Raw genomic sequence first — 25,935 nt, forward strand, 5'->3', positions numbered from 1 at the left:
ATCTTATCTTTGTTATTCGCGTTTTAAATAAGCTTGAAGGTGGTTCTAGTATAGGATATCAGCTTTAAAATACAGTTATTTAAGACGAAATTCAGCGCTAGCTTTGATGATCCCTCTCACCCTATGATTATCATGGCCTTTAACGTTATCAGGAAAATAGAATGCGTAGACTACCCCCAGTATTACTTGAAGACGGTTGCCCAAGAGATTTAATCTCGTTAATAAGAACGATTTTAGCTGCGTGCAAAGAGATTTCGTTCCGTGTAGGTCAAGGTGCATTATCGGGCGTACTTGGTTCAACACTGGATGAGAACATTCAAGGTGAAACACAAAAGAAACTTGATGTGTTAACCAACCAGTTATTAAAAGATATTTTGCTGGAATCAGGCTACGTTAAAGCGATTGCGTCAGAAGAAGAAGACTACACCGTAGCAGGCAACCCAGATGCAAGCTATATCGTGGCATTTGATCCATTAGATGGTTCATCAAATACTGACATCAACTCATTAGTCGGCACTATTTTCTCAATTATGCGAGCACCTGAAGGTTCGGATGCTGCAGATGAAAGCATTTTTATGCAACCGGGTAAAAACCAAGTGGCAGCGGGATATGTACTTTATGGCCCATCAACTGTGCTTGCATTAACAACGGGTAAAGGTACCCGCTTTTTCACGCTTGATAAAACACATGGTACGTTTTTATTAACTGAAGACTTTGCTAAAGTACCTGAAGAGACCAGCGAATACGCTATCAATGCATCAAATCAACGTCACTGGCAACCAGCGATGCAAAACTACATCAATGATTTGATGGCCGGTGAAACAGGCCCACGAGCGCGTAATTTCAACATGCGCTGGATTGCTGCTATGGTCGGTGACGTGCATCGAGTTTTATGCCGAGGTGGAATTTTTACCTACCCTACTGACACCAAAGATCCTAACAAACCAAACAAACTACGCTTACTTTATGAAGCAAATCCAATGGCGATGTTAATAGAACAAGCTGGCGGTATTGCATCTACAGGTACTGAACGTATTATGGATATTCAACCTGACGCTATCCACCAACGCGTAGCTGTTATTTTAGGTTCTAAAAACGAAGTAGAAACCTGCTTAAACTACCACAAGTAAAAGCAGGCAGTTTTAGCTGAAAATAAAAGCCGCGCTTGTTAAATCAAACGCGGCTTTACTTTATCGCTATGTGTTCTAAAAGCTAACGGCTAGCATTTTAATAACTCAACCAACTTCGCCACTTTATCATTATCTAGCTCGCCCATTTGCTCGCTGTTACTCAGTGCATATATCACACCTTCCACTGCGCTGTAGTCGATGTCAGTTCGTGCTTCAATTACATTCGCCCACAACTCAAGGTCATCTAAGTCGATTTCGCCAGCAAGGCAGCGTTTAAGTACATCAATGACGTTTTCGAGCGTTAAAGTGTAGCATAAAATAGGTTCAACTTCGTTCGTTGAAACAATAATACCAATGGCTTGGTCCTTATTTTTACCTAGGGTGGCAAATTCTGCTAACGCTTGTGCTCTGTTCATGTGTGTTTATCTGTTATTCTAATAATGATTTTAAAAACTGAATGAATATTAAATGACAACTTTAGCCTGTTCACAATGTCAAACAACGCTTACATGTAATGTTGATAACATCAACGCCTGTTGGTGCAATGAACTCCCAGCTATTTTACCGCTTAATGACTCAACCACCAGCTGTTTATGCAAAGAGTGTACGTTAGCTAAAATCAATCAGTTTTTAGCTACCTTGTACACGCAACCTTTAAAAGAACAACTGACTTTTGCTAAACGTTTCCATAGCAACGCAAACCTGATAGAAAATCTCGATTATGAAATGCAAAACGGCTACATGGTATTCAGTCGTTGGTTTTTCTTAAAGCGTGGAACCTGCTGTAAGAACAACTGCAAAAACTGCCCTTACAAGCGTTAAGCATAGCGACATGTTAAAAAACAAAAAATGTGCGAAAACCACTTAATCTATAAGCAGTCAATGAGTGTCGGCACTGTTTGTTTGCAATTAATTCATTATAACTATGCGCGCTTAGGGCAAGGGCCGGTTTCGATGGGAAGTTCATCTCGTGCGCCCCACTCACTCCACGAACCGTCATAAACGTGTAAACCTTGATAACCACATTCCTCAGCAAACAAGGCTAATATGCATGCGGTTACCCCAGAACCACAACTAAACTGCAGCTGAGTTTGTTGATCAACAACCGTAGCGAAGGCCGCTTTAATTTGCTCAATTGATTTAGCTTCGCCTTTATCAAGTAACTCAATAAAGGGCAATGAAAGGCTGTTTGGGATATGACCACTGCGCATACCGGGTCTAGGCTCAGCCATCTCACCTGTATAGCGTTTATAACCTCGCGCATCAAGCAGTAGGACACTATCATCATCAATGCCATTAAACACCGCAGCGGCATCTATGAAGTAGTCTGCCCTTGGTTTAGCAGTAAAGTTCCCTCTATGCTGGTTGTGGCTATATTCGACTTGAGTGAGATAGCCCAGAGACTGCCATTTAGCTAAACCACCACTGAGCACTTTAACGTTATCAAACCCCATTGCTTTAAACATCCACCACCCGCGAGCAGAGCTAAACAACCCTTGGTCTTCATATATGACAACTAGCGAGTCGTTATCTACCCCCATCGATTGCATTTGCTCAGTGAACTGCTGAGGACTACACATAGTGTGCGACAAGCCACTGGATAAATCAGCGAGCTGCTTTTTAAAATCAAACCGCTGGGCATTTGGGAGTTTAGTATCTGGTTGGTATCGCCCTGGTTGCCCTGGGCGCACCATACCCGCATCAAAGATAACGAGTTTTGAATCGTTTATGTGTTCGTTCAACCACTGGCATGTGACAATGTTGTTCATTGTGTTCCTTTACTTCATTTACTTGCTGAGAAAACGCATCAAGGCCGAGCAAACGTTTCTCAACAGCTTCAACATGATCTTTAGAGCAATCTTGCCACCTTCCTTGAACAGAGTAAACATGCTTTAAATAGCTAAAAAACGTATCTTTTAAATGTGAATCGACTTGCCAACCATGCATTACTTGCAAAAGCTGACTACGCAGCGCGATTTCATTTGGTGCATGTAACACCAAACCATCAATGTTATAACATGCCTGCCCAAGGGTGATAACACGCTGCCCAATTAACAGCGCCTCAATACCAACGGTTGAATTTACTGTTACAACTGCTTGTGCATTTTCGATTAAATCAGCGGTGACATTACCATTTGCAAATAGTGCTTGGGGATGCTTTTTGTATAGATGAGGATAATGTTTATGCCACGATGGATGCTCCTTAAAAACAACTTTTAATTGCGGGTCATTCAATTCCTCCACAGCCTCCATCACCTTATCATAAAGTGCTTCCATAGAATGTACCCAGGGCGAATAGCTCGCAATCTGTGTATCATGGGGCACTTGAAATGGCACAAAAATAAAGCGTGCTGGCAGTTTGCTCTGCACAAACTTTTTGCGCTTTTTATGATTTGCTCTAGGCGTTAGCTTTGGGATATGTACATTGAAATGCTCAGGAAGCTCAAAATTTTCATAAAACTCGCGTTCACGCTTTACTGACGATGCAAAATTTACACCTTTAGGGTCTAAGCAACTCGTATTAGGCAGCAACCCATTCTCATAATAAAACACATTTATGCCTAGCCTTTTAGCTGCCTTTACAACCGTTACATTCGGCAATTTATTGCCATTCCAAATAACTAAATGAGTCGCTTTTTGTTGTTCAAATAAAGCTAAGTATTTGGCATAGCGGCAGCACTCAATGATATTCAGGAAAAATGCATAAAGCACAGTAAATATATGACTGTTCCACATACTGTTTTTGGCTTGCTTACGTTTTATCTGAGTAGCAATAATATCGTCAAAAGAAGTATTAAGTGCTTGAGGTATGTATTTTAAAGCGCCAAGCATTGGCTTACCAAAGATATGTATGCTGGCACTAACGTTAAGCTGAGAAATTAGTTTTTTATAATAACGGGCGTGTACATTACGACGGGATACAAATAGAAAGTGCATAATGGGCTTATACCAATATTTATAGGTTGGTATAAATATTAAGTCGCCTATATGACTTAACCATGACCAATTTATGGCAGTTTTATTCTATTGTTGGCTACTTTGATTAATTTATTTTACTGTCATAAAACGGTATTATAGATTTGACTGTGATATACGGAGTGTTTCCTCTTCACCACTTACCCATTTTCCATTTTAAGCCTTAAAGTGATGCTTCATGCCTAAACATTATTTATTTTACGTTGAACAACCCTACAGCTTTGCAATATTGCGTCCAATCCAAGATGCAATCATAGAAAATGGCGACAAAGTCTGCTGGTTTATAACAAAGCGAAGTGGGATTACTGAAAGGTTATTACCTACAGAACAACAACTGCATAGTGTTGAAGAAGTGAAGCAGTTTAATCCTCGTGCCGTATTTGTACCTGGTAATGTGGTTCCTGACTTTTTCCCTGGAGCCAAAGTACAAGTGTTTCATGGCTTAGAGTATAAAAAGAAAGGGCACTTTGGTATTCGTGGCTTTTTTGATTTGTACTGTACTCATGGCCCTTTGACAACAGAACCATTTAATTTGTTGGCTCAGAAACATCATCACTTTAAAGTTACTGAAACCGGCTGGCCTAAGTTAGATCCATTCTTTAACTATGACAAACCAAACAATTTAGAACCTGTGGTTTTATACGCACCGACGTTTTCACCCAACCTAACATCTTTGGAAGCCTTGTTTGAGCAAATAAAGTTACTTGCAAATACGGGGGAGTACTTTGTTAAGTTAAAATTTCATCCAAAAACAAAACCTGAATGGCAAATGCTTTACCAGCAATTAGAGAGTCTAGAACATTTTGAAATAAGCCAAAGCGATAATTTAATCCCGCTAATTCAACAGGCTGATATTGTTATTTCTGACACGTCTAGCGCTGTAGATGAATCTTTACTCATTGGCAAACCCGTGGTGACCTTTAACAATAGTCAGCCACAAAACGCTTTGATTAACATCACTGAACCTGAACAATTAAACGGTGCGATACTCCAAGCGCTAAACTTGAGCGAACAGCAACAAAAAAACATTGCCGATTATATTGCACAAGTTCATCCATACACTGACGGTAAAAGCGCACAACGCGTTTTAGCAGCAACCGAAGAAGTAATCAACGCAGGGCTGTTACCTAAACCACTAAACCTATTACGTCGTTATAAAATTCGTAAAGCACTTAACTATATGAAGTTATCTTAAAATCAATGGATAATTTTCTCCCAAGGCGAGTAATCATTAGAGAAGACATCGCCGTGCCACGTTAAACATTGGTTAAGGGCGCACTAAATATGCTTTTCTAGATAATCCACAATACGCTTGGTTGATAAGCCATCTGTCCTGCCCGCAAGCTGCTTTATTAAAGCGGCTTTGTTTTGTTTAAATGTATCACTCTCCAGAACCGCTTGTTCGATTTTTTCCGCTAGCTGATTATAATGTCTCGCAGGGTGACAAATTTGATTAAAATAATGAATGTCATCATCTAATCGCTCTTTCAAACGAAACGAAAAAATCCCACGGTAGCTCCATCTCAATTTGTAAAAATCACACCAAATAACAGGCTTTTTTAAGGCTGCAAATTCAAAAATTGCCGATGAGGCATCAGAAAGCATAATGTCCGAAATAGCTAAAAATGGAGTTAAGTCAAATTGATTTGTATCAGCAACAAATACATTATTACTTTGCTGCCAGCGTGCTAATTTAATACGTTGCTTTTTATAACGAAGCTTTGTTAGGGAGAAAAAATGAGGCTTTATAATAATGTTGTATGCAGAAAAGTCTTCTGCAAATGCGTCACTCATACACTCTATTGAGCTAGGATAAAATGTCGGTGCATACAATAAAGTCGGCTTTTTAGGATCAAGACCTAATGACGTCAATTGAATTTTTTCAACAGAGTGATCAAATAGCGGGTCTAATTTAGCATACCCTGAGTCAACAAAGTTACCCTTTGGATAGAGCGCTTCAAGGCGTTTTTTTCTGTGCTCTCCCTCAACAAAACGCACGGTCATACCTGTATTAGATACATCGTAATAGCATTGCTTTGGCCCAATACCATGCTGCATCATGGCCGTTTTCTTGTTCAATGCTTCGCTTTGTGCGAATGCATTACCAAATATAACCCAATCAGCATGACACGTTTGATAAAAATCAAACGCTTCTCCTGTATTGGCTAACCACACTGCTTCGATCTGGTTATCTGTTATAAATTGCTCACAAATAGCGATAAGCTCAGTGTCTTGAGACTTATAAAAAACCAACACGCACTGGTGGCCTTTTCCAGTTAGTTTTTTTATAACAGGTAAATATTGGGGGATATAATAAATGTGCTGAACATCAAAATAAGCAAACATATTTTACATTTAATTAACGATAACAAAGACCATTGTACATAAATTAATGCACTTTTTCAGCCATAACTATGAAATATAGGAGCTATTTTTGATTAAATACGAATAATCTCTGGTCGTAATGGTGCCATTTTGGCTAATATTTTATTCTGTATAGTATGGCTAATATTTTGCTCCTCCATGGCACTTATCAATAAATCAACTACACGATTAAAATCAGCCTCCGTAATATTCATACCAGTGTGAATAGCAACCATACTATCACCTGTGTACTCACAGGGGCCATCAGTTAAAGCACATAAATGGTTGATAAAGCCATTACGAAAATGAGCAACGTTTGCATCCCTAAAGTAGGCTAAGACTTTGTCATCATTACCAATTTGGTTAATAAAACTATCGGTTAAACGCTCAATGCCCTCATGGCCATTAAGTTGTTGATAAAGTGTTGTATTGGGAGCTGATTTACACGCAGTTAGCAATACGACAAATAAAACACATACTGTTATTTTCATTACCAATACCCTGTTACTGATAGATACCATCCGGTTTGATCTTTAGCCCCAGCAATACTGCCTAGGTCAAGCCAAGCAGCTGTTATACTTACATATTTATTTGGCATCCAAGCTACAAATATATCCTGCCAATTTTGTTCACCTAACCCTAGATTGTTACTTTTTTGACGATACTCCACGCCCAAAGCAATTTCGCGGCTAAGAAAAATAGCGGTGCTACCTTCAAACAGCAACTCTTTACTCGCATTCTCACCACCAAAGCCAAGTAAACCTAGCTGATTAGCATCGCTGTAGCGAGTAGTTAAGTTCCAAAATACGTTATACCCTGCTAAAGCACCTAAATGTAATTTGCTAGCAGCTAAGTAAATATCTGTTCCGCTCGTTTCTTGCGCGCCCACAAGCGTGGCAACAGTTCCATCGTCAAGCGACTTGTGCTGTGCCCCTAGGCTTAACTGCGGCCATGAACTGTAAACTATATCACCATACAATCGTACCTTTGCTGCAGTAATCGATTGCTCTATGGTGGTGTTTAGTGCTGGCACTTCAAAACGTTGCTGCGCATAACTTAATTCAACACGATCCAATACATTTACTTGTGCGCCACAGACATCTAGAGAGTAATCGCTGACATCAGCTCGGCTGCAAAAACCATTTACAGCAAATTCTTCATCGCTAGCATAACCCGCAAGCTGTGCCCAAGGAACAAGCCCACCACCAGCGCTCCCCTCTACTTGCGAGACACCGGGCGTACCCAATAACTTGCCTTGACCTGCAAAAGAATCTAATGAATAAAATACAATAAGCAATGCGAAAAAAGTGTTATGCCAATTCATTATATTGCTCCAGCCATTGTTCAAATAAATCCGCTTTTAAAGGTCTACTTAAATAGTACCCTTGGATATGGTCACACTTAAGATCTTGCAGTATCTCTAAAGACTTTTGTGTTTCTACACCTTCAGCGACCACTGAAAAACCCAGTTGATGGCCCAATGTAATAGTTGATTTTACTATGAATTGGTCTTTTTCTGACTCATCCAGTTTTAATATAAAACATTTATCTAATTTAAGCTCATCAATAGGAAGCATTTTTAAACGCCCAAGCGAGGTTTGACCAACCCCATAATCATCAAGCGATATTTTAACCCCTATCGCTTTAAGCTTGTTCAGCGCTTGAATACCTTTCTCTTCATTCTCAATCATATCCCTTTCTGTTAACTCAATTGTTATTAATGCAGGAGCCACAGAATAACTTTTTAATACTTTTAATAAGTTCGCATGAAAGCCTGGATAAGCAATATCTTGTGCGGAAACATTAATTGCAGCTTGCATAAATATGCCTGCGTGCTGCCATTGTCCAACCTGCTTTACAACAGTATCAATAACCCACTCAGTTAACTCTACAATTAAGCCTGACTGTTCAGCGAGATCGATAAACAGCTCAGGAGACACCCAACTACCGTTTTTTCTTTGCCAACGGATCAAAGACTCCACTTTATCTACTTTTTGAGTCGCAAAATTAAGTTTCGGCTGATAGGTCATAAAAAGCTGCCCATCATCATCTGCAATTGCTTGTTTTAATTCATCAATAATGAGTAAACTCTCTAGATGCTCCTCATCTTCACCTTCTCTATAATGGTGAATATTTTCATGCTCATTAGTCGCGCTATCAACGGCAATCAGTACGCGTCGCATCAAGTCATCTGGGGCGGTTCCTTGATCTGGATAGCTAACAACACCGGCACTAAAGCGTAAATTGATTTTTAGTTTTTGTAACATGTAAGGCGTTTCTAGTAACGCCATTAATCCTGAAATCCCCTTTTTCAAATTTTGGCTAGAAGTCGTTGGAAAAACAGTTAAAAATTCATCCCCACCGATTCGAGCGTGAAAGCCCCCTAACTCATCTGAAAATTCAGCGATACGGCACGCTACAGCTTTTAAGCAATCATCACCGACTCTAGGCCCTAACTTATCGTTGATATGACGAAGCCCTTTGATATCGATAGCGACTAACGTGTAATCTTGATTCTTAGCAAGAGATTCATTTAATACCTCAAGCATGGCTGAGCGATTATAAAAACCTGTTAACGTATCATGCTTTGCAGCAAAGCTGATTTGTTGCTCACGCTCATTGATATCATTACCCATGTTTTTAAACGCATCTATCAATGTTTTAATTTCGGTGCTTTGCTTATTACTCATTGAATCAACGCTGTAATTACCTTGCGCGAATTGCCGAGCTAAACTCGCTAGTTGAGATAAGGGCATAGTCAGATTTTTGGCGAGTAAGCTACTGGCAACAACGCCAATCATAATTGTTAAAGCAGCCAGTAAAATAATGGTAAAAAACAAGCGCTCAAATTCAGTATAGCTTTGTGTTAGATCAGCACTGAGTAAAACATTAACCGAATGGCCTTCCAATGATGCAAGGTGTAAATCACGATTGCGGTAAATTACTTGCTCTCCAAATATGCGAGAGGTGGTTGCTTGATAAAAGTAATCATTTGGCGAAAATGGTGATGGCCTTGATAATAACGAACTGCGTACTAGCCCATCTTGCTCAGCAATAAAGCTCACATCCATATTGGTGAGGTTTTTTAACTCAGTCGCTACTTCATCGGTTATCTTAAAGCCAACCAAACTATACGCAATTGTTCGAGGTGCTCGAACTGGCAGCAAAATCACTTGGTATAAATCGTTATCAAGCACGACAAAATTAGATTGCTCTGCATTCGTTAACAGCTCATTCATCATTTGCTCTAAATCATTGCTAAACTCTTGGTTAGGTTTATTAGATGAAATTAATTTACCTGATAAATCAAGCAGCAGCATAAGCTCAGCATCAATTCGCTGACTATGATTGTACAGCACACTACCGATAGTATCTGCATCTCGCGTAGCGACGGCTTGCTTAAATCCAAAGTCAGACGTTAGTACCTTTGCGGCCGTTAATAGCAAGCTTTCTTTTGCTGTTAAATATTGCTTATAAACATTCTCAGCCACATTAATATCTTGCGTGACTTTTTTCTCATTGAACTGGCTTGTGGACCACCAAAAACTAAATAAACTTACTACCGTCGTCAATAAAACAAGGCCGACACAAACTATGATAACTCGATTTTTTAAGCTATTAGTCATTATTAGCCTTAAACTTATTACCAAATGTATTTCGCGGTTTTGGTGATTGCGTAGCAATAACGACAGTCACACTACCGACCGCGTCTTTAGTTAGTGCTAAAGGCGTTTTTTCTTCTAGAGGTATCGTTTGTGTAGAGTGCCAAAACGTAAGTTGAGCAGGCAAAGTAACATCATCCAGTACAACATTCCCATTGCTATCGCTTTGATAAACGTGTTCGCTACTAGCAACGTAAATATACCCTACCATCGAGTCATGGATGTTGCATCCAAGCACCACAACCCCGTCAGTATCAAATTCAATAGGCTTATCTGGTTGCCCTGAATATAACTTTAATTGAAAGGGTTTTGCTTTAGAAAAAGAGTACACATGATGACGGATATTGTCGCTATTAGGAAAGTTAACTTGCTGGCCTTTGCGCGCGATAAGTAACGTTGGAGCAAACCGCTTGTCAACTTGATCCATTATGAGTTTAGGTAGCTTTTCAGCGTTAATATCAGAGGATTGAGCATTAAGCTCAATAACTGCATCAGGTAATGGCTGACCATGTTGATCTTTAACATTTACTGTAATATTTGCGGCAAAGGTAGCATAAGAAAAAAACAACATACTAAGCATTGCTAAGCAATTAATGATAATTCCTTGCACGACCATTTTATTATCCTTTGTGTTTATAACCACATTAATTATTTTTTATCAGGATGTGATTAAGTTAATTGAACTATGACTTCAATTGCAAGAATAAAAGCCCAATTACACTAAATAATAGTTAATCATTGGGCTTTTAAAAGTCGTTTTATTAAATAATGATAATTAAGACTTAGAAATAAGACCGTATTGCTCGTCTAAGATTGCAATTACTTCACCGCGAGGGTCGCGTGGAATAGTAACTTCATGACCTGCAATTTTACTTGCGATACCTACATAAGTATCAGATACGGACAACATAACTGACTCTGGTAATACATAGTCTTGCGCTAACTGTTCGCGCTCTGCCATACGATCCTTATTTAACAGCACATCACTTTCAGGCACATTGTTAATCAATAACTGACGGAACCCTTCTTTAGAGTTTTCAATGATTTTGCCGTTGCGATAGGCTGGACCATCCCAAATTCGTGATGAATCAGGGGTACCTACTTCATCAATGTAAATAAGTTTATCTGTGCCATCAATATCTTCCACGTACCCAAATTCAAACTTTGTATCAACAAAAATCTGATCCAATTTGGCAAGCTCGGCGCTGATCAAGCCAAACCCTTCTACGAGTAACTTTTCGTATTGCGCAACATCGGCCTCAGACTTGAAGTTAAATACAGCCAGATTATTAGTGATGTTGTCTCGGGTAATATTCACATCATCAACTTCAGGAATGTCATCAACACCTGTAATAATTCCTTTTGTAGAAGGTGTTATTAGTACTTCGTCTAGTTTTTGATTAGCAGTTAAGCCTTCAGGTAACTCTAAGCCACAAAAATTGCGCACACCTTTGCTGTAATCACGCCACATGCTACCTGTAATATACTGACGTGCAATCGCTTCAACTTTAACTGTGCTCGCTTTACGAACAATCCATACATAAGGATGAGGTATATCAACAATATGATTACCAGCCAAACCTGCTTGATCAAACAGTTTAAACCAATGAGAAGCCACAGTATTTAAAGCAATACCTTTGCCCGGCACACCACTGAGCCCATTTTCGCCTTGCCAAATGCAATCAAACGCAGAGATACGATCAGAAATCACCATAATGGCAAGCTCAGTTCCCTTAGGAACTTTATACCCTTTTTCACTGATCAAGCGTGCACTGTCTTCGTCTGTTAACCAGTAAACTGAGCGTACTTTACCACTGTGAACAGGGCCTTTTGTACGAATAGGTAAATCATCGTTTACGTCTAAAACTTTATAGCTAGTCATGCTATCTCCGGATGTATGGCATGCTCATAATGAGCATAAGTATGGTATTGGGGTTATGAGGTGCTAATAATAATCGAGACGGCGTTAAATCACAATTAAAGGACTTTGTTGTTTAACGTGTTTTGTTTTCATTTTTATAACTGCGTTATAGTATAACAGCAAATAAATCACAACTCGCTGCATATGATCACTATCCAAAAACTTAGTTTTAAATGGCACTCGCAACAAACTATCCCTACATTGACTATACCCTCTTTAGTCATTGAGCGTGGCGAGCATGTATTTTTACACGGCCCGAGTGGCTCTGGAAAATCAACCCTACTGTCATTACTTGCTGGTATAAATAAACCAAATTCAGGCACACTTAACGTGCTTGATACAAACTTGGCTCAGTTGAGCAACCGCAAGCGGGATGCATTACGCTCTGATCATATAGGGTATATTTTTCAGAATTTTAATTTACTTCCTTATTTGTCACCCATTGAAAATGTGATGCTAGGTTGCCAGTTTTCGAAGCCACGCCAGAAAAAGGCGCTACAACAAAGTGACTGTTTAGAGCAAGAAGCCGCAAGGTTATTAACTGCGCTTGGTCTCACAACGGAACACCACCAGCAAAACGTAGCAAATTTAAGTATTGGTCAACAACAACGCGTTGCTGCCGCACGCGCTTTTATTGGTAGCCCTGAACTTATTATTGCCGACGAACCTACATCAGCCTTAGATGCAGCGAATCGAACAGCGTTTATCGAGCTGTTATTTGCACAAGCTAACTTAGTGGGTAGTACGTTGGTATTTGTAAGTCATGATGAATCTTTGCAAGCACTTTTTAACCGCTCAATTAGTCTTGTTGATATTATGGAGCAAGCACAATGATTTTAATAAAACTTGCTTATAAAAGCCTACTCAATCGCCGTGGCAGTGCATTTTTAACCTTGTTTACTATTGCCATAAGCGTCATGTTGTTATTGAGTATTGAGCGTGTCCGCGTTGACGCCAAAAGCAGTTTTAGTAATACGATATCAGGTACCGATCTTATTGTCGGCGCCCGCACAGGCGATATACAACTGCTGCTTTCATCGGTTTTTCGTATTGGTCACACCAACAACGGTGTTAGCTGGCAAAGCTATGAGTATATAAAACAGCAACGTGGTGTTAAATGGACTATTCCATTATCACTTGGCGATAGCCATAAGGGGCATGCAGTACTTGGAACCAGCCCTGATTACTTCACACATTATAAGTATGGGAAAAAGCAAACATTATCGTTCCTTCAAGGTAGCCCATTTAATCATTTAAATAATGTTGTTATTGGTAGTGAAATTGCTTCAACACTGGGTTATAAAGTCGGTGAGAAAATTATTATCTCCCACGGCATGGGCAATACCAGTTTTCACCACCACGATGATAACCCATTTATCGTAGTTGGTATTTTAAACGCAACAGGGACACCGGTTGATAAAACCTTTCACATTCCGCTGGCTGCGATAGAGCTAATGCATGGCGGCAGCCACTCTCCCACTGACCATGAGCATGAACATGAGTATGAATATGAATATGAGCATGAGCATGACCATAATGCTGAAAACCTCATTGGCGAGCCAACGCAAATTACTGCGTTTTTAATGGGGTTTGACTCGCCACTGTACACCTTGCAAATCCGTCGTAATATTAATCAATATAAAGATGAAGCCTTGCTTGCAATCATGCCTGGCGTCACTTTGCGAGAGCTTTGGGAAATGCTATCAATTATCGAAAAAATCTTATTGCTCTTTTCTGGTGTGGTTGTATTGGTTAGCCTATTAGGAATGTTAACCACCCTGCTGGCAAGTTTGAACCAGCGCCGTCGAGAATTGGCAATCTTGCGCTCTGTGGGAGCGCGGCCTTGGCACTTATTCTCACTGATCAGTATAGAATCATTATTAATCACTTTACTGGGCTGCTTACTTGGCTGTGGACTGTTTTACGGATTAATGAATGGAGCCGCTGGCTTTTTACAAAGCAACGCAGGTATTTCAATCACCGTCTCTTGGTTGTCACACTATGAACTAGCGCTGATCGGCGCTATCATGGCGGCAGGCTTTATCGTGGGGCTTATTCCCGCAACGCGTGCATATTTTTACTCACTTGCCGATGGCATGAGTATTAGAATTTAAGAGGAACACCATGCAGTATATTCAAAAACTTAGCTTATTAGGCGTCGTTATTATTAGTTTAGCGATGAGCTTTTTCAGCTATGCGAATGCACCAAAAGAAATTTTTTGGGAAGATTTAATTCCTAAAGGCCATGTACAGATAGACACCCAAGATCAAGCAAATCATGAAGGCAGTGAACAAAACTGGGTTCAGCCTGACCTAGATGCGCCAGTCGTTAAAGAACTTGATGGTAAATCAGTAAGTTTACCGGGGTTTGTGGTACCACTTGAAGGTGATAGCGAAGTGATCACTGAATTCTTATTAGTTCCATATTTTGGAGCCTGTATTCACGTACCGCCACCGCCACCAAACCAAATTGTACATGTAACAATTAAAGGCGGTGTGCCTATCGAAAGCTTGTATGATGCAATCGTTGTAACAGGTGTTATCACTACAGAAACATGGAGTGGAGATATCGCACAGGTTGGCTACAAAATAAAAGCGATTGGAGTTGCACCATTTGAGCTGTAAGCCTAATTTAAACCTTGTAAGTGTTGCTTACAAGGTTTAATACCTATCGCTGGCATTGACTGCAATAAACCGTACTACGCTGCCCTAAACGTATCTCTATTAATTCTTTTTTACAGATAAAACAAGGCTCTCCTTTTCTGCCATACACCAATAATTGCTGAGCAAAATAACCAGGCTTACCATCACTTTGCGCAAAATCTTTTAATGTCGTGCCGCCTTGTACAATCGCAGCTGCTAAAGTTTCTTTTATAATGGGCACTAATTTTTGATAACGAGCTAAAGAGACTTTGCCAGCTTCGCGTTTTGGATGAATGCCCGCTTTAAAAAGCGATTCATTCGCGTAGATATTACCAACCCCGACGACAACTGCGTTATCCATTATAAATTGCTTAATCGCCGTTTTTTTATTGCGTGATTGTTCATACACACGTTTGGCTGTAAATTCATCGGTTAATGGCTCAGGCCCCAGTTTACTCAATAATGTATGGCATTCATCTGGGGCTTGCCATAAGCAGCAACCAAACCGTCTCGGGTCGTTTAACCTAAGCGCTTTGTCATTTTCAAAAATAAACTCAATATGGTCATGCTTTTTAAGTGGCTCAGTTTTATCTACAACCCGTAAATTACCAGACATACCCAGATGTAAAATCACGCTACCAAGCTCACAGGTAAGCAGTAAATACTTCGCCCTGCGCTCAACAGCAACAACGGGGAGGTGAGTTATTTGGTAAACTTCGTCAGGTACCGGCCAACGCATATTTGGGTTGTGAATATTCACCTTAACCACTGTTTGTTGCAAAATATGTGGGGTTATCCCCATACGGCTTACTTCGACCTCTGGTAATTCAGGCATACTATTTAGACTCACTCGGTAAAAACTCAAAATTCACGAATAACTGCTGGGCTTTATTTACATCAACTAAAAATACCCGTTGTGTACTTTTATCTAACAAATAATATCCTTGTGGTGCGCTGTATAATTGATACAGCCAAGGTAATTGCTCACCCGCTAACCACAGCGTTGCAACTGTTATTGGTTGGGCTAGCTTTGCTGGTGATGCATCTCTCACACTGAGTTCGGCGCTTTGCCAATCATTTATAAGTTTAACAATGTTTTCTTGGTTTGCAGGCCACTCGCTACTGGTTGAACCTTCAATAAGGGGCATACTTCGCCACGCGGTGCCTATTCGCTCAATTTTTTGTTCTGGAAAACTAAGCGCAAGAATAAAGCTTTGGGTTGGCAGCACCGTTTGTATACTTGGCTGCTCAGACACACTATTTAGCTTTTTATGAAGGCCATTAAAAAAGAAGATCATCAATAACATAGAGAAAATTAAAACATTGTTCCATGCTTTGCGACTAAGCTGCATTTGGGACTCTTTACTGAAGATTCAATTCACTAAAGTGTAACTAAAAAACAACTAAAATGGCACCTGTAAATAAATCAGTATTCACCTTCAAAACCTCCCACGCTTTGGTTATTAATTATTACAAAAATTCAGCGACGTGAGATGTGCCAAAGTACAATTACTTTGTTAGAATATCTGCAAATTTTAAGGAGCTCCGTCAATGTCAATGTATGTAGTGGGTCACAAAATCCCAGATTCAGATTCAATTTGTGGTGCAATTGCACTTGCTTATTTAAAAAACCAAATCGATGAGCCAGCTATACCAACTCGTCTTGGTGATGTTTCACCAGAAACACAATTTATTCTTGACCGCTTTGGCTTTGAGGCACCTGAACTTAAATTAAGCTATGCCGGTGAAGATGTTTACATTGTTGACCATACAGAAAAAACACAAGCACCTGATGACATAGATGAAGCACGCGTTGTCGGCGTAGTTGATCACCACAAACTAGGTGATTTAACATCATCGACTCCACTTGAATGTTGGATCCGCCCTGTAGGCTGTTCAAACACGATCATTAAAATGATGTATGACTTTTACAATGTTGAAATACCAAAAGACATTGCTGGCATCATGATGTGTGCCATTTTAAGCGACACCGTTATCTTTAAATCACCAACGTGCACTACAGCTGATATCAAGTGCGTTGAAGCACTAGCTGAAATTGCAGGTGTTGAAGATTTTAAAGAACTAGGCATGGACATGTTCCGCGTTAAATCTGCGGTTGAAGACACACCTGCACGTGATTTAGTAATGCGTGACTTTAAAGACTTCAACATGAACGGTAAGTTAGTAGGCATTGGCCAATTAGAAGTTATTGACCTTGCTGTATTTGATGAAATTAAAGCAGACCTTGAAGCTGACATTGCTCTTCTTAAAGAAGAAGGCGGCCGTCACTCAGTATTTTTACTGCTAACTGACATCATGAAAGAAGGCTCACAAATGCTAATTGCATCAGATGATGCAACGCTTGTTGAAACCGCTTACGGTGAAACACCTAAAGACGGTAAAGTATGGTTAGATGGCGTACTGAGCCGTAAAAAGCAAGTTGTACCACCACTGCAAGATGCGTTCGCAAAGCTGTAAGCTGTAAGCTGTAAGCTGTAAGCTGTAAGCTGTAAGCTGTAAGCTGTAAGCTGTAAATTTTTAACCTTGTGAGCTTTGCTTGCAAGGTTTTTTTATAACTGAAACTTGAACCTAACGGCTAAATAAAAACAAAAAACCCAGCATAAGCTGGGTTTTTGATATTCTGAAGAGAACTAAAATTACTTGATTTTAGCTTCTTTGAAAATCACGTGTTTACGAGCCTTAGGATCGAACTTTTTGATTTCCATTTTTTCAGGCATGTTACGCTTGTTTTTGTCGGTAGTGTAGAAAAAACCAGTACCAGCAGTTGAAACTAAACGGATTTTATCGCGCATGATTCAGTTCCTTAAACTTTTTCGCCGCGAGCACGGATTTCTGTAAGAACCGCGTCGATGCCTTTTTTATCGATAATACGCATACCTTTAGTAGTAGTGCGTAATGTTACAAAACGTTTTTCACTTTCAACCCAAAAACGGTGTGTTTGTAGGTTAGGTAGGAAACGACGTCTAGTCGCGTTTCTCGCGTGTGAACGGTGATTACCAACCGCAGGACGCTTACCTGTAACTTGACATACTTTAGACATGTCTATATATCTCCAATAACTTCGCTCGAGCTTAATTTAACCTAAGGCCATGTATTTCTGCCCTAGAGAATAAATCGAAGGGCGCTCTTTATACAGCTTTTACAGGCAAAGATCAAACACTGATCTATCCAATCAGCTCATATGTAAATTTGATAGCGGCTAATTATAAAGATCGAAAGCCCTTAGGGAAAGTAAAAACTGCATTTAAATTAAACTAATTTAGCAAAAAAGCGTAAACAGCTTATTTTTAACACACTTATCTACCAAACAAAGCTAAATAAGGCCCCGCTCAGCGAACGAAATACAATTATCTGCACCAACAATGATGTGATCTAAGATATTTATATCGACTAATTGCAGAGCTTGTTGCAATTTATTAGTAATAAGTTTGTCAGCTTGGCTCGGTTCTGCAATTCCTGATGGGTGGTTATGCGCTAAAATAAGTGCCCCGGCATTATTTTTCAGCGCTGCTTTGACCACTTCTCTTGGGTAAACAGATGCAGCATTGATCGTTCCATAAAAAAGCGTTTCTTCTTTTATTAACCTATTCTGGCTATCAAGGTATAGCACCATGAACACCTCTTGCTGCAAACCTCTGAGCTCCAATGTTAGGTAATCGTATACCGCTTGTGGTGAATTAAAAATAGCCTTGCGCTGACATTGCTCCATCATATAACGCCGGCTGAGCTCAAGCACTGCTTGTAACTGCACAAATTTAGCTTTACCCAATCCTTTTTGTGCACAAAAATCATCTATGGAGGCATTAAATAAATTGTGCAAAGTTTCATTTTGAGTCATTAAATGTTGCGCAAGCTCTACAACATTCATACCTGGTAAGCCTGTACGTAAAAAAATAGCGAGCAACTCCGCATCACTCAACGACTTGGCGCCTTTGGTTAGTAGCTTTTCACGGGGGCGCTGCTCAAACGGTAAAGAAGTTAACTGCATCATTTCGTCCCTAAAATGGAGTAAGTTCATATAACTGTAATCTATAAATTAAATTTCGCCTGCGAAATGACAAATAAAATTCAAATTAAAAACTTCGTCCCTACGCCAAAGATTTGATATCGTTAGCGCATAAAAGTAAGAACATTTAGCTGACAGAGTAATAACAATGTTAAAGAACAAAAAAATTGTACTTGGGATCACTGGTGGCATCGCCGCTTATAAATGCGCAGAGTTAGTGAGACGCTTAAAAGAGCAAGGCTGCGAAATAAAAGTGGTTATGACCGAGTCGGCAAAACATTTTATAACACCTTTAACTATGCAAGCCGTCAGTGGAGAAATCGTCTCAGACTCATTACTTGACCCTTCAGCAGAAGCCGCAATGGGTCATATTGAATTTGCCAAATGGGCCGATTTAATTTTGGTCGCCCCTGCCACCAGCAATATCATTGCTAAAATGGCCGCAGGTATTGCAGATGACTTGCTAACAACCTTGTTATTAGCCACACCAGCAAAAGTCGCTATTGCACCCGCTATGAACCAACAAATGTATGCTCACCCTGCAACCCAAGCTAACTTATCAACCCTTGCGCAGCGCGGTGTAGATATTTGGGGTCCCGGTAAAGGCGAGCAAGCATGTGGCGATATTGGCGCTGGGAGAATGCTAGAGCCAAGTGAACTCGTTACTCTTTGCACTGCGCCAGCTGAACCCCAGCTACTCGCTGGTAAAACTATCACAATTACCGCGGGCCCTACTCGAGAGCCACTTGATCCAGTACGTTTTATATCTAATCATAGTTCAGGAAAAATGGGCTATGCACTGGCTCAAGCTGCCGTGGAATTAGGCGCTAAGGTAAACCTAATTTCTGGGCCTGTTAATATTGCAGCACCAAGAGACGTGTCAGTCATTAACATTGAAACTGCAGAACAATTATTGCAACATTCATTAGCGCATGCAGTCAATTCAGATGCTTTTATCGGGTGTGCCGCTGTGGCGGATTACCGCGCAGCCAATATTGCTGATCAAAAAATGAAGAAACAAGGCGACGAGCTTACTCTCACACTAGTAAAAAACCCTGATGTTATTGCTGCTGTCGCAAATCTCGATCACAAAAGGCCTTACACAGTGGGGTTTGCTGCTGAAACTCAAAATGTCGCCAGCTATGCGAAGGGCAAACTCAGTAATAAAAACCTTGATATGATATGTGCCAATGATGTATCAAAATCTGGCTTGGGATTTAACTCTGATCATAATGCGTTAACACTCTACTGGCATGATCAGCAAAAAGAATTAGTTATAGACACAAAATATGCGTTAGCCCTAAATGTTATGAAAGAGCTTGCTCAGCGATTGTAAAAAGGCTGGAAAGAAACTGAATAAAACATTAACATAGCCCCACTCATTCGCTCAAAAAGTGAGTGGCCAACTCTGGCAAAGCCCAATAAATAATTAAAAGAAAGGAATGTTCATGCCTGCGACAAAAAGAAGTAATCGCAAAGAGCAAATACTACAAGCACTCGCACAAATGTTGGAAACAAGCCTAGGACAACGCATTACAACAGCTAAGTTAGCAGCTGAAGTAGGTGTATCTGAAGCTGCGTTGTATCGTCATTTCCCGAGCAAAGCACGGATGTTTGAAGGCTTAATTGAGTTTATTGAAGACACACTTCTTTCACGAATAAACCTCATTCTTGAAAATGAAAAAGAAACCCAAAGCCGCATCTACAATATTTTGTTATTGCTTTTAGCGTTTGCAGAGAAAAACCCAGGTATTACGCGAATTCTCACGGGGGATGCACTTCAAGGTGAGCAAGAACGATTACGAGAGCGTGTACAAGGGTTATTTGAAAAACTAGAAACGCAAATAAAACAAGTGCTGCGCGAGCGTAAATTACGTGAAGGGAAAACCTTTCAAAGTGATGAGCTCACTATCGCAAACTTTTTACTCGCGTACATCGAAGGTAAAATGAATCAGTTTGTTCGCAGTGACTTTAAAGCAAAACCCAGCGCCCAATTTGAAAAACAATGGCTTGAGCTGCAAAAAATTTGGCTTTAAGTTCTAGGTTCTAGGTTCTAAATCATTAACCTTGTGAGTTATGCTTACAAGGTTTTTTTGTATTTGCTATCTTAACTCTCATTTTCGTGCACTTATCGCTTCTACTCGAATTGTTAAATAAACCCGTTATGATAAGGGTAATAAAACAAAACGAGAATTAATAATGAAAGCGCAATTATCCCTACTTAGTATTGCCTTAGTGGCAAGCTTAGGTAGTGCAGCGGCTACAGCCAAAGATGCACTGCAGTTTAAAGATGTATTTGATTTTAAAGCAGCAAAAGGCACTCAGCTGTCTGAAGACGGGAACATCCTTAGCTTTAGCGCTAAACCTTACCGTGGTGATGCAACGGGCCAAGTTTATAATTTAACCAATAATAAATTAATTGCCGAAGTACCACGCGGTACTAAACCCACAATCAACAAAGCCGCTAACTGGGTTGTATTTACCCAAATTCCTACCTTGCTAGAAAAAGAAACCACTAAAAAGAAAAACAAACTTAAAAATAACCTCGTGTTAGTTAATGCTCTTAGTGGTGAGCAGCAACAGTTTGATGATGTAAAAGACTACAAACTGTCAGATGACGGTAACTGGCTCGCTTACCGTTTAAACAAAAAAGCTGATAAAGAAGATGATTCAAGTGATGCCGATAAAAACAAAACAAGTGAAATCAAACCGGATAAAAAAGACACCGCTTTTGATTTAGTCGTTGTTAACTTAAACAATAAAACCAGCCACACTATTTTACAGGTATTTAGCTACGCAATTAGCAGTGACGCGAGCCAGTTACTTGCAAGCCAAATAGACAGCGATGGGACTGATAACCAAGTCACCTTACTCGATCTCAACAATGACTTTACCAACAATGTGCTCATTGATGAGCCCGGTGTTGTTGTTAACAAAATAGCGTGGCACCCAACTCAAAATATTGTGGCCTTTACACTAGGTAACTATGTTAATGACGATATGCGTCGTCGCGACTACCAGTTAAAGTTATATAAAAACGAGCAACTGACTGATATAAAATCGGCTGATAAAACATGGCAAATTGGTAAAACAGCCAAGCTTGAATGGTCAGAAGACGGTGAACGCCTGTACTTTGAAAACAGACCCAAGCTAGTACCTAAAATAAAAGCAAAAGAATATACTGACGAAGCCTCGCTGTATGACTACGGCACTATTCGCGACCAAAAAGACTTAAATGTTTGGCACAATAACGATGCTGAAATTAAGCCGCGTGAAGAACAACAATGGAATAGATCCAATAAAAACCGCCATTATCAAAGCGTTCATTTTCTAAACAATAATAAATCAGTGCAATTGAGTACCCCTGAAATGCCAGAGGTTGCACTTAATACCAAGCGCGATGCACTGCTTGGTTATAACAATCAAGCCTATCTTGAGCGAATTATGTATGGCGGCTTTTTTGCTGATTATTATGCGGTTGATGTAAAAACGGGTGCGCAAAAGTCAATTATTAAAGATTATCCATTTAGACCAAGCCTTTCGCCAAATGGTGAATTTGCCGCTTATTTTAAAGACAGCCAAGTACAGTTGAAAGACCTAGCTAACAACAAAGTAAGCACTTTAACCAAAGCGATTCAAGCAACGTTTGCTGATGACAAGCACGACTATCCATCTGCACAACCAGGTTATGGTTTTGCCGGCTGGCTTAACGATAGCAGCCAAGTACTGGTTTATAGTAAGTACGATATTTGGGCGTTTGATGTAGCCACGCAACGAGCTACGCAATTAACTAATGGCAAGCAAAGTAATACTCAGTATCGTGTTATTAGGCTTGATAGAGAGCTGGTTGGTTTTAATAAAGGCCAAACATTACTCGTCAGTGCAACAAACTTAAAAGATAAGCAAACTGAAGTTGCCAAATTAAACCTAACAGATAACGCAATTACTAAAGTATTAACAGGTAACAAGCGCTTTGATGTTATTAAAAAAGCGAAACATGCTAATAAGTACTTATTTACCGAACAAACATATCAGCAATTCCCTGATATTTACCAAACTGACTTTAGCTTTAATAAGCCACAAAAAGTCACTAATTTAAACCCACAAGTTACTAACTTTGCGTGGGGCCAAAAGCCTGAGCTTATCAGCTATAAAGGGTTTGATGGAGAAGACCTACAAGGCGTACTTATCAAACCTGCAGGCTACAAAAAAGGCGATAAAGTGCCAGTGGTGGTGTATTTTTACCGCTATATGAGTCAACGCATGTATGACTTTCCTAAAATGGAGCTCAATCATCGCCCTAACTTCCCGATGTTCACATCAAACGGTTACGCAATCTTTTTACCTGATATACGCTTTGAAATAGGCCACCCGGGTAAATCATCAACGCAAACCATGATCAACGCAACCCAAAAGCTAATTGATTTAGGAATTGCAGACCCTGATAAAATTGGCTTACAAGGCCACTCATGGGCAGGATACCAAAGTGCTTTTATGATCACCGAAACAGACATGTTTAAAGCAGTGGTATCGGGTGCGCCAGTCTCTAACATGACCAGTGCCTACAGCGGCATTCGTTTAAAATCAGGGCTTGCACGACAGTTCCAATACGAAACAGGGCAAAGCCGGATCGGTAAAAACTTATTTGAAGCACCTGAGCTTTATATTGAAAATTCCCCCGTGTTTTTTGCAGACAAAGTAAATACCCCTATCTTAATCATGTTTGGTGATAAAGACGACGCTGTGCCATGGCATGAAGGTGTGCAATATTACTTAGCACTGCGCCGTGCCGGTAAAGACGCTACATTCTTGCAATACGAAGGTGAACCGCATCACTTAAAGAAATTCCCGAATCAAGTCGATTTCTCTATTCGGATGATGCAGTACTTTGATCATTACTTAAAAGGCAAACCAGCCGCAAAGTGGATGACTGAAGGTGAAGCGTTTATTGAAGAATAATGTACTTTAAAACATAAACAAAAACGCCCAGCAATTGCTGGGCGTTTTTATGAGCGTATTAACTTACCTTGCGCGTTGACGGTTACCGCCTACTCTTGGCTTAGTATTGGCCTTTTTAAATTGGCTAAAGCCCGTATGGCGGCTAAGTGCAGGACGGCCACCTTTGCTCGCTTTGGCAGACTTTTCATCGCGGCTTTCTTCTGGCACTAGGCAGTTAGGGCCTTTACCAATGAGCTTTGCTTTACCCATTTTACGAAGTGCTTCACGGATCATCGGCCAACCTGCTGGATCATGGTAACGTAAAATAGCTTTATGTAAGCGGCGTTGGCGCGCGCCTTTTGGCACTGCTACTTGCTCAGTATTATTTTTAATATTACGTAGCGAGTTCATCTCAGTGTGGTAAATGGTCGTGGCGTTAGCCATCGGCGATGGGTAAAAGTTTTGCACTTGGTCAAGTTTAAAATCATTAGACTTGAGCCATAATGCCATGTTCACCATGTCTTCATCTTTTGTGCCCGGGTGAGCCGAGATAAAGTACGGGATCAAATACTGCTTTTTACCCGCCTCTTTCGAGTACTTATCAAAAAGCTCTTTAAATTGATCGTAAGCGCCCATTCCAGGTTTCATCATTTTTGATAATGGCCCATCTTCGGTATGCTCCGGTGCTATTTTTAAATACCCGCCCACATGGTGCGTAACAAGCTCTTTTACATAGCGTGGATCTTGCACTGCTAAATCATAGCGTACACCCGATGCAATCAGGATTTTCTTAACCCCTTTTACTTCACGCGCTTTTTTGTATAAATCGATGGTTGGCGTATGGTCAGTATCCATATGCTTACAAATATCAGGATAAACACATGATAAACGACGACACGTACTCTCGGCTTTTTTGCTCTTACAACGCAACTTATACATGTTCGCTGTAGGGCCACCTAAATCAGAAATAACACCTGTAAAACCCGGTACTTTATCGCGAATTTGTTCAATTTCATCAATGATCGATTCTTGCGAGCGACTTTGAATAATACGCCCTTCATGTTCTGTGATTGAACAAAAAGAACACCCACCAAAACAACCGCGCATAATATTCACCGAGGTTTTAATCATATCGTACGCAGGGATTTTCGCATCACCATAGCTTGGGTGTGGTATACGCTGATACGGCAAACCAAATACGGCATCCATTTCATGAGTTTCCAGCGGATATGCTGGCGGATTTACCCAAATAGAGCGATCGCCGTGACGCTGAAATAACGCACGGGCACAGCCTGGATTAGTTTCTTGGTGCAAAATACGTGAGGCATGCGCATACAGCGGCTTGTTAACGCTTACTTGCTCAAACGCTGGCAACTTAACGTAGGTTTTTTCCCATGGTTTAGGGCGCGCAGGTTGTATCGTAATTGGCTTGGCCGCTTCGGCCTTTAAATCAATGCCGGCTTGCTTGAATTCACTTTTACTACAGCCTACATCGTCTGCACCATACGGGTTTGGAATTGGATCAATTTTGCCAATTTTATCAATGGCTGTGGAATCACTACCGCGCCATCCGGGTATGGGCTCTTTACGAATAACCGCAGTACCACGAATGTCTTGAATGGTATCCATGGTTTCACCAGCAGCGATGCGGTGAGCGACTTCCACCAGCGGGCGTTCAGCATTACCATAAATAAGAATATCCGCTTTGGCATCAAATAAAATACTGCGGCGTACTTTTTCCTGCCAATAGTCATAGTGCGCTATACGACGAAGGCTTGCTTCTATACCACCGATAACAATAGGAATGCCTTTGTAGGCTTCGCGGCATTTTTGTGAGTAAATCATCACGGCGCGATCAGGGCGTTTTCCCCCCACATTACCCGGTGTATAAGCATCATCATGGCGCATACGCTTTTCAGCCGTATAACGATTGATCATCGAGTCCATGTTACCGGCTGTCACACCAAAAAATAAGTTAGGGCGACCAAGTTCCATAAAGGCATCTTTTGACTGCCAATCTGGCTGAGCAATAATACCTACTCTAAAGCCTTGCGCTTCGAGTACTCGGCCAATAACCGCCATGCCAAAACTTGGGTGATCAACATACGCATCGCCACTTATAATAATGATATCGCAGCTATCCCAGCCAAGTGCATCCATCTCTTGTCGAGTTGTAGGTAAAAATGGTGCTGTGCCATAACATTCTGCCCAATACTTAGGGTACGAGAATAAGGCTCGCTTGGCTTTTAGTGCGCTCATAAAATATGACCAATT

The 25,935-nt window shown here is 40.5% G+C and carries 25 protein-coding genes; 10 read left to right on the forward strand and 15 right to left on the reverse strand.

The window, feature by feature from the left end; all coding sequences use genetic code 11:
- Positions 1-161: 161 nt before the first annotated feature.
- On the forward strand, positions 162-1,130 hold the full coding sequence (locus CSC79_RS05365; RefSeq protein WP_099294798.1) for a class 1 fructose-bisphosphatase: 969 nt from the start codon (positions 162-164) through the stop codon (positions 1,128-1,130).
- 89 nt (positions 1,131-1,219) lie between these two features.
- On the opposite strand, the gene CSC79_RS05370 is transcribed toward CSC79_RS05365, so the two are convergent.
- The gene (locus CSC79_RS05370; RefSeq protein WP_099294799.1) at positions 1,220-1,546 is read right to left on the reverse strand and encodes a hypothetical protein; all 327 of its coding nucleotides are present in this window, start codon (positions 1,544-1,546) and stop codon (positions 1,220-1,222) included.
- Positions 1,547-1,598: 52 nt separating this feature from the next.
- On the opposite strand from CSC79_RS05370, the gene CSC79_RS05375 reads away from it, so the two are divergent.
- Complete coding sequence (locus CSC79_RS05375) at positions 1,599-1,952, forward strand: DUF5522 domain-containing protein (protein ID WP_099294800.1); 354 nt, start codon at positions 1,599-1,601, stop codon at positions 1,950-1,952.
- A 101-nt stretch (positions 1,953-2,053) separates the two neighbouring features.
- Here the strand turns inward: CSC79_RS05375 and CSC79_RS05380 are convergent, their stop codons facing one another.
- Together CSC79_RS05380 and CSC79_RS05385 are read right to left on the reverse strand one after the other, a co-directional pair.
- The gene (locus tag CSC79_RS05380; protein WP_099294801.1) at positions 2,054-2,899 is read right to left on the reverse strand and encodes a sulfurtransferase; all 846 of its coding nucleotides are present in this window, start codon (positions 2,897-2,899) and stop codon (positions 2,054-2,056) included.
- Entirely contained in the window at positions 2,832-4,067 is a 1,236-nt protein-coding gene (locus CSC79_RS05385) for a capsular biosynthesis protein (RefSeq protein ID WP_099294802.1), read from the reverse strand. The genes CSC79_RS05380 and CSC79_RS05385 overlap by 68 nt, the downstream gene beginning before the upstream one ends.
- Positions 4,068-4,284: 217 nt before the next feature.
- Between CSC79_RS05385 and CSC79_RS05390 the strand changes: the two genes are divergently transcribed.
- On the forward strand, positions 4,285-5,301 hold the full coding sequence (locus CSC79_RS05390) for a UDP-N-acetylglucosamine 2-epimerase (RefSeq protein ID WP_099294803.1): 1,017 nt from the start codon (positions 4,285-4,287) through the stop codon (positions 5,299-5,301).
- An 83-nt stretch (positions 5,302-5,384) separates the two neighbouring features.
- On the opposite strand, the gene CSC79_RS05395 is transcribed toward CSC79_RS05390, so the two are convergent.
- The 6 genes from CSC79_RS05395 to CSC79_RS05420 all read right to left on the reverse strand — a co-directional run bounded on the left by CSC79_RS05395 (position 5,385) and on the right by CSC79_RS05420 (position 12,014).
- Positions 5,385-6,452, reverse strand: a complete 1,068-nt coding sequence (locus tag CSC79_RS05395; protein WP_099294804.1) for a CDP-glycerol glycerophosphotransferase family protein — start codon at positions 6,450-6,452, stop codon at positions 5,385-5,387.
- A gap of 92 nt (positions 6,453-6,544) precedes the next feature.
- The gene (locus tag CSC79_RS05400) at positions 6,545-6,961 is read right to left on the reverse strand and encodes a group 1 truncated hemoglobin (RefSeq protein ID WP_099294805.1); all 417 of its coding nucleotides are present in this window, start codon (positions 6,959-6,961) and stop codon (positions 6,545-6,547) included.
- On the reverse strand, positions 6,961-7,794 hold the full coding sequence (locus tag CSC79_RS05405) for a DUF3034 family protein (RefSeq protein ID WP_099294806.1): 834 nt from the start codon (positions 7,792-7,794) through the stop codon (positions 6,961-6,963). The genes CSC79_RS05400 and CSC79_RS05405 overlap by 1 nt, the downstream gene beginning before the upstream one ends.
- Positions 7,781-10,096 (reverse strand): EAL domain-containing protein, encoded by a 2,316-nt coding sequence (locus CSC79_RS05410; RefSeq protein ID WP_099294807.1) that lies wholly within the window; start codon positions 10,094-10,096, stop codon positions 7,781-7,783. The genes CSC79_RS05405 and CSC79_RS05410 overlap by 14 nt, the downstream gene beginning before the upstream one ends.
- Positions 10,089-10,748, reverse strand: a complete 660-nt coding sequence (locus tag CSC79_RS05415) for a methylamine utilization protein (protein WP_099294808.1) — start codon at positions 10,746-10,748, stop codon at positions 10,089-10,091. Before CSC79_RS05415 ends, CSC79_RS05410 begins: the two co-directional genes overlap by 8 nt.
- A 159-nt stretch (positions 10,749-10,907) precedes the next feature.
- Positions 10,908-12,014 carry a phosphoribosylaminoimidazolesuccinocarboxamide synthase gene (locus tag CSC79_RS05420; protein WP_099294809.1) on the reverse strand — a complete coding sequence of 369 codons (1,107 nt, stop codon included), beginning with the start codon at positions 12,012-12,014 and terminating at the stop codon, positions 10,908-10,910.
- Between the two features lie 183 nt (positions 12,015-12,197).
- Between CSC79_RS05420 and CSC79_RS05425 the strand changes: the two genes are divergently transcribed.
- From CSC79_RS05425 to CSC79_RS05435, 3 genes are read left to right on the forward strand one after another with little or no spacing between them, the layout of a single operon-like run.
- The gene (locus CSC79_RS05425) at positions 12,198-12,887 is read left to right on the forward strand and encodes an ABC transporter ATP-binding protein (RefSeq protein WP_099294810.1); all 690 of its coding nucleotides are present in this window, start codon (positions 12,198-12,200) and stop codon (positions 12,885-12,887) included.
- Positions 12,884-14,167 (forward strand): ABC transporter permease, encoded by a 1,284-nt coding sequence (locus tag CSC79_RS05430; protein WP_099294811.1) that lies wholly within the window; start codon positions 12,884-12,886, stop codon positions 14,165-14,167. Before CSC79_RS05425 ends, CSC79_RS05430 begins: the two co-directional genes overlap by 4 nt.
- A gap of 10 nt (positions 14,168-14,177) precedes the next feature.
- Positions 14,178-14,678, forward strand: coding sequence for a DUF3299 domain-containing protein (locus tag CSC79_RS05435; protein WP_099294812.1), 501 nt, complete (start codon positions 14,178-14,180; stop codon positions 14,676-14,678).
- Between the two features lie 43 nt (positions 14,679-14,721).
- On the opposite strand, the gene mutM is transcribed toward CSC79_RS05435, so the two are convergent.
- Both mutM and CSC79_RS05445 read right to left on the reverse strand, forming a co-directional pair.
- On the reverse strand, positions 14,722-15,531 hold the full coding sequence (gene mutM / locus CSC79_RS05440; protein WP_099294813.1) for a bifunctional DNA-formamidopyrimidine glycosylase/DNA-(apurinic or apyrimidinic site) lyase: 810 nt from the start codon (positions 15,529-15,531) through the stop codon (positions 14,722-14,724).
- 1 nt (position 15,532) lies between these two features.
- Positions 15,533-16,048, reverse strand: coding sequence for a hypothetical protein (locus CSC79_RS05445; protein WP_099294814.1), 516 nt, complete (start codon positions 16,046-16,048; stop codon positions 15,533-15,535).
- A gap of 199 nt (positions 16,049-16,247) precedes the next feature.
- On the opposite strand from CSC79_RS05445, the gene CSC79_RS05450 reads away from it, so the two are divergent.
- The gene (locus CSC79_RS05450; protein WP_099294815.1) at positions 16,248-17,174 is read left to right on the forward strand and encodes a manganese-dependent inorganic pyrophosphatase; all 927 of its coding nucleotides are present in this window, start codon (positions 16,248-16,250) and stop codon (positions 17,172-17,174) included.
- Between the two features lie 179 nt (positions 17,175-17,353).
- On the opposite strand, the gene rpmG is transcribed toward CSC79_RS05450, so the two are convergent.
- From rpmG to radC, 3 genes are all read right to left on the reverse strand, one after another.
- Entirely contained in the window at positions 17,354-17,509 is a 156-nt protein-coding gene (gene rpmG / locus CSC79_RS05455; RefSeq protein ID WP_004587947.1) for a 50S ribosomal protein L33, read from the reverse strand.
- 11 nt (positions 17,510-17,520) lie between these two features.
- Positions 17,521-17,757, reverse strand: a complete 237-nt coding sequence (rpmB, locus tag CSC79_RS05460) for a 50S ribosomal protein L28 (RefSeq protein ID WP_006793236.1) — start codon at positions 17,755-17,757, stop codon at positions 17,521-17,523.
- Between the two features lie 273 nt (positions 17,758-18,030).
- Positions 18,031-18,705: a DNA repair protein RadC gene (radC, locus tag CSC79_RS05465; RefSeq protein WP_099294849.1), complete on the reverse strand. Its 675-nt coding sequence runs from the start codon at positions 18,703-18,705 to the stop codon at positions 18,031-18,033.
- A gap of 160 nt (positions 18,706-18,865) precedes the next feature.
- On the opposite strand from radC, the gene coaBC reads away from it, so the two are divergent.
- From coaBC to CSC79_RS05480, 3 genes are all read left to right on the forward strand, one after another.
- Positions 18,866-20,059: a bifunctional phosphopantothenoylcysteine decarboxylase/phosphopantothenate--cysteine ligase CoaBC gene (coaBC, locus tag CSC79_RS05470; RefSeq protein ID WP_099294816.1), complete on the forward strand. Its 1,194-nt coding sequence runs from the start codon at positions 18,866-18,868 to the stop codon at positions 20,057-20,059.
- 112 nt (positions 20,060-20,171) lie between these two features.
- Complete coding sequence (gene slmA, locus CSC79_RS05475; RefSeq protein WP_099294817.1) at positions 20,172-20,759, forward strand: nucleoid occlusion factor SlmA; 588 nt, start codon at positions 20,172-20,174, stop codon at positions 20,757-20,759.
- Positions 20,760-20,922: 163 nt separating this feature from the next.
- Entirely contained in the window at positions 20,923-23,682 is a 2,760-nt protein-coding gene (locus CSC79_RS05480; protein WP_099294818.1) for a prolyl oligopeptidase family serine peptidase, read from the forward strand.
- Positions 23,683-23,745: 63 nt separating this feature from the next.
- Here the strand turns inward: CSC79_RS05480 and CSC79_RS05485 are convergent, their stop codons facing one another.
- Complete coding sequence (locus CSC79_RS05485; RefSeq protein WP_099294819.1) at positions 23,746-25,920, reverse strand: YgiQ family radical SAM protein; 2,175 nt, start codon at positions 25,918-25,920, stop codon at positions 23,746-23,748.
- Positions 25,921-25,935: the final 15 nt, after the last annotated feature.

It is taken from the genome of Pseudoalteromonas sp. 3D05, from assembly GCF_002723455.1.
In the GTDB taxonomy this organism is placed as follows: Bacteria; Pseudomonadota; Gammaproteobacteria; order Enterobacterales; family Alteromonadaceae; genus Pseudoalteromonas.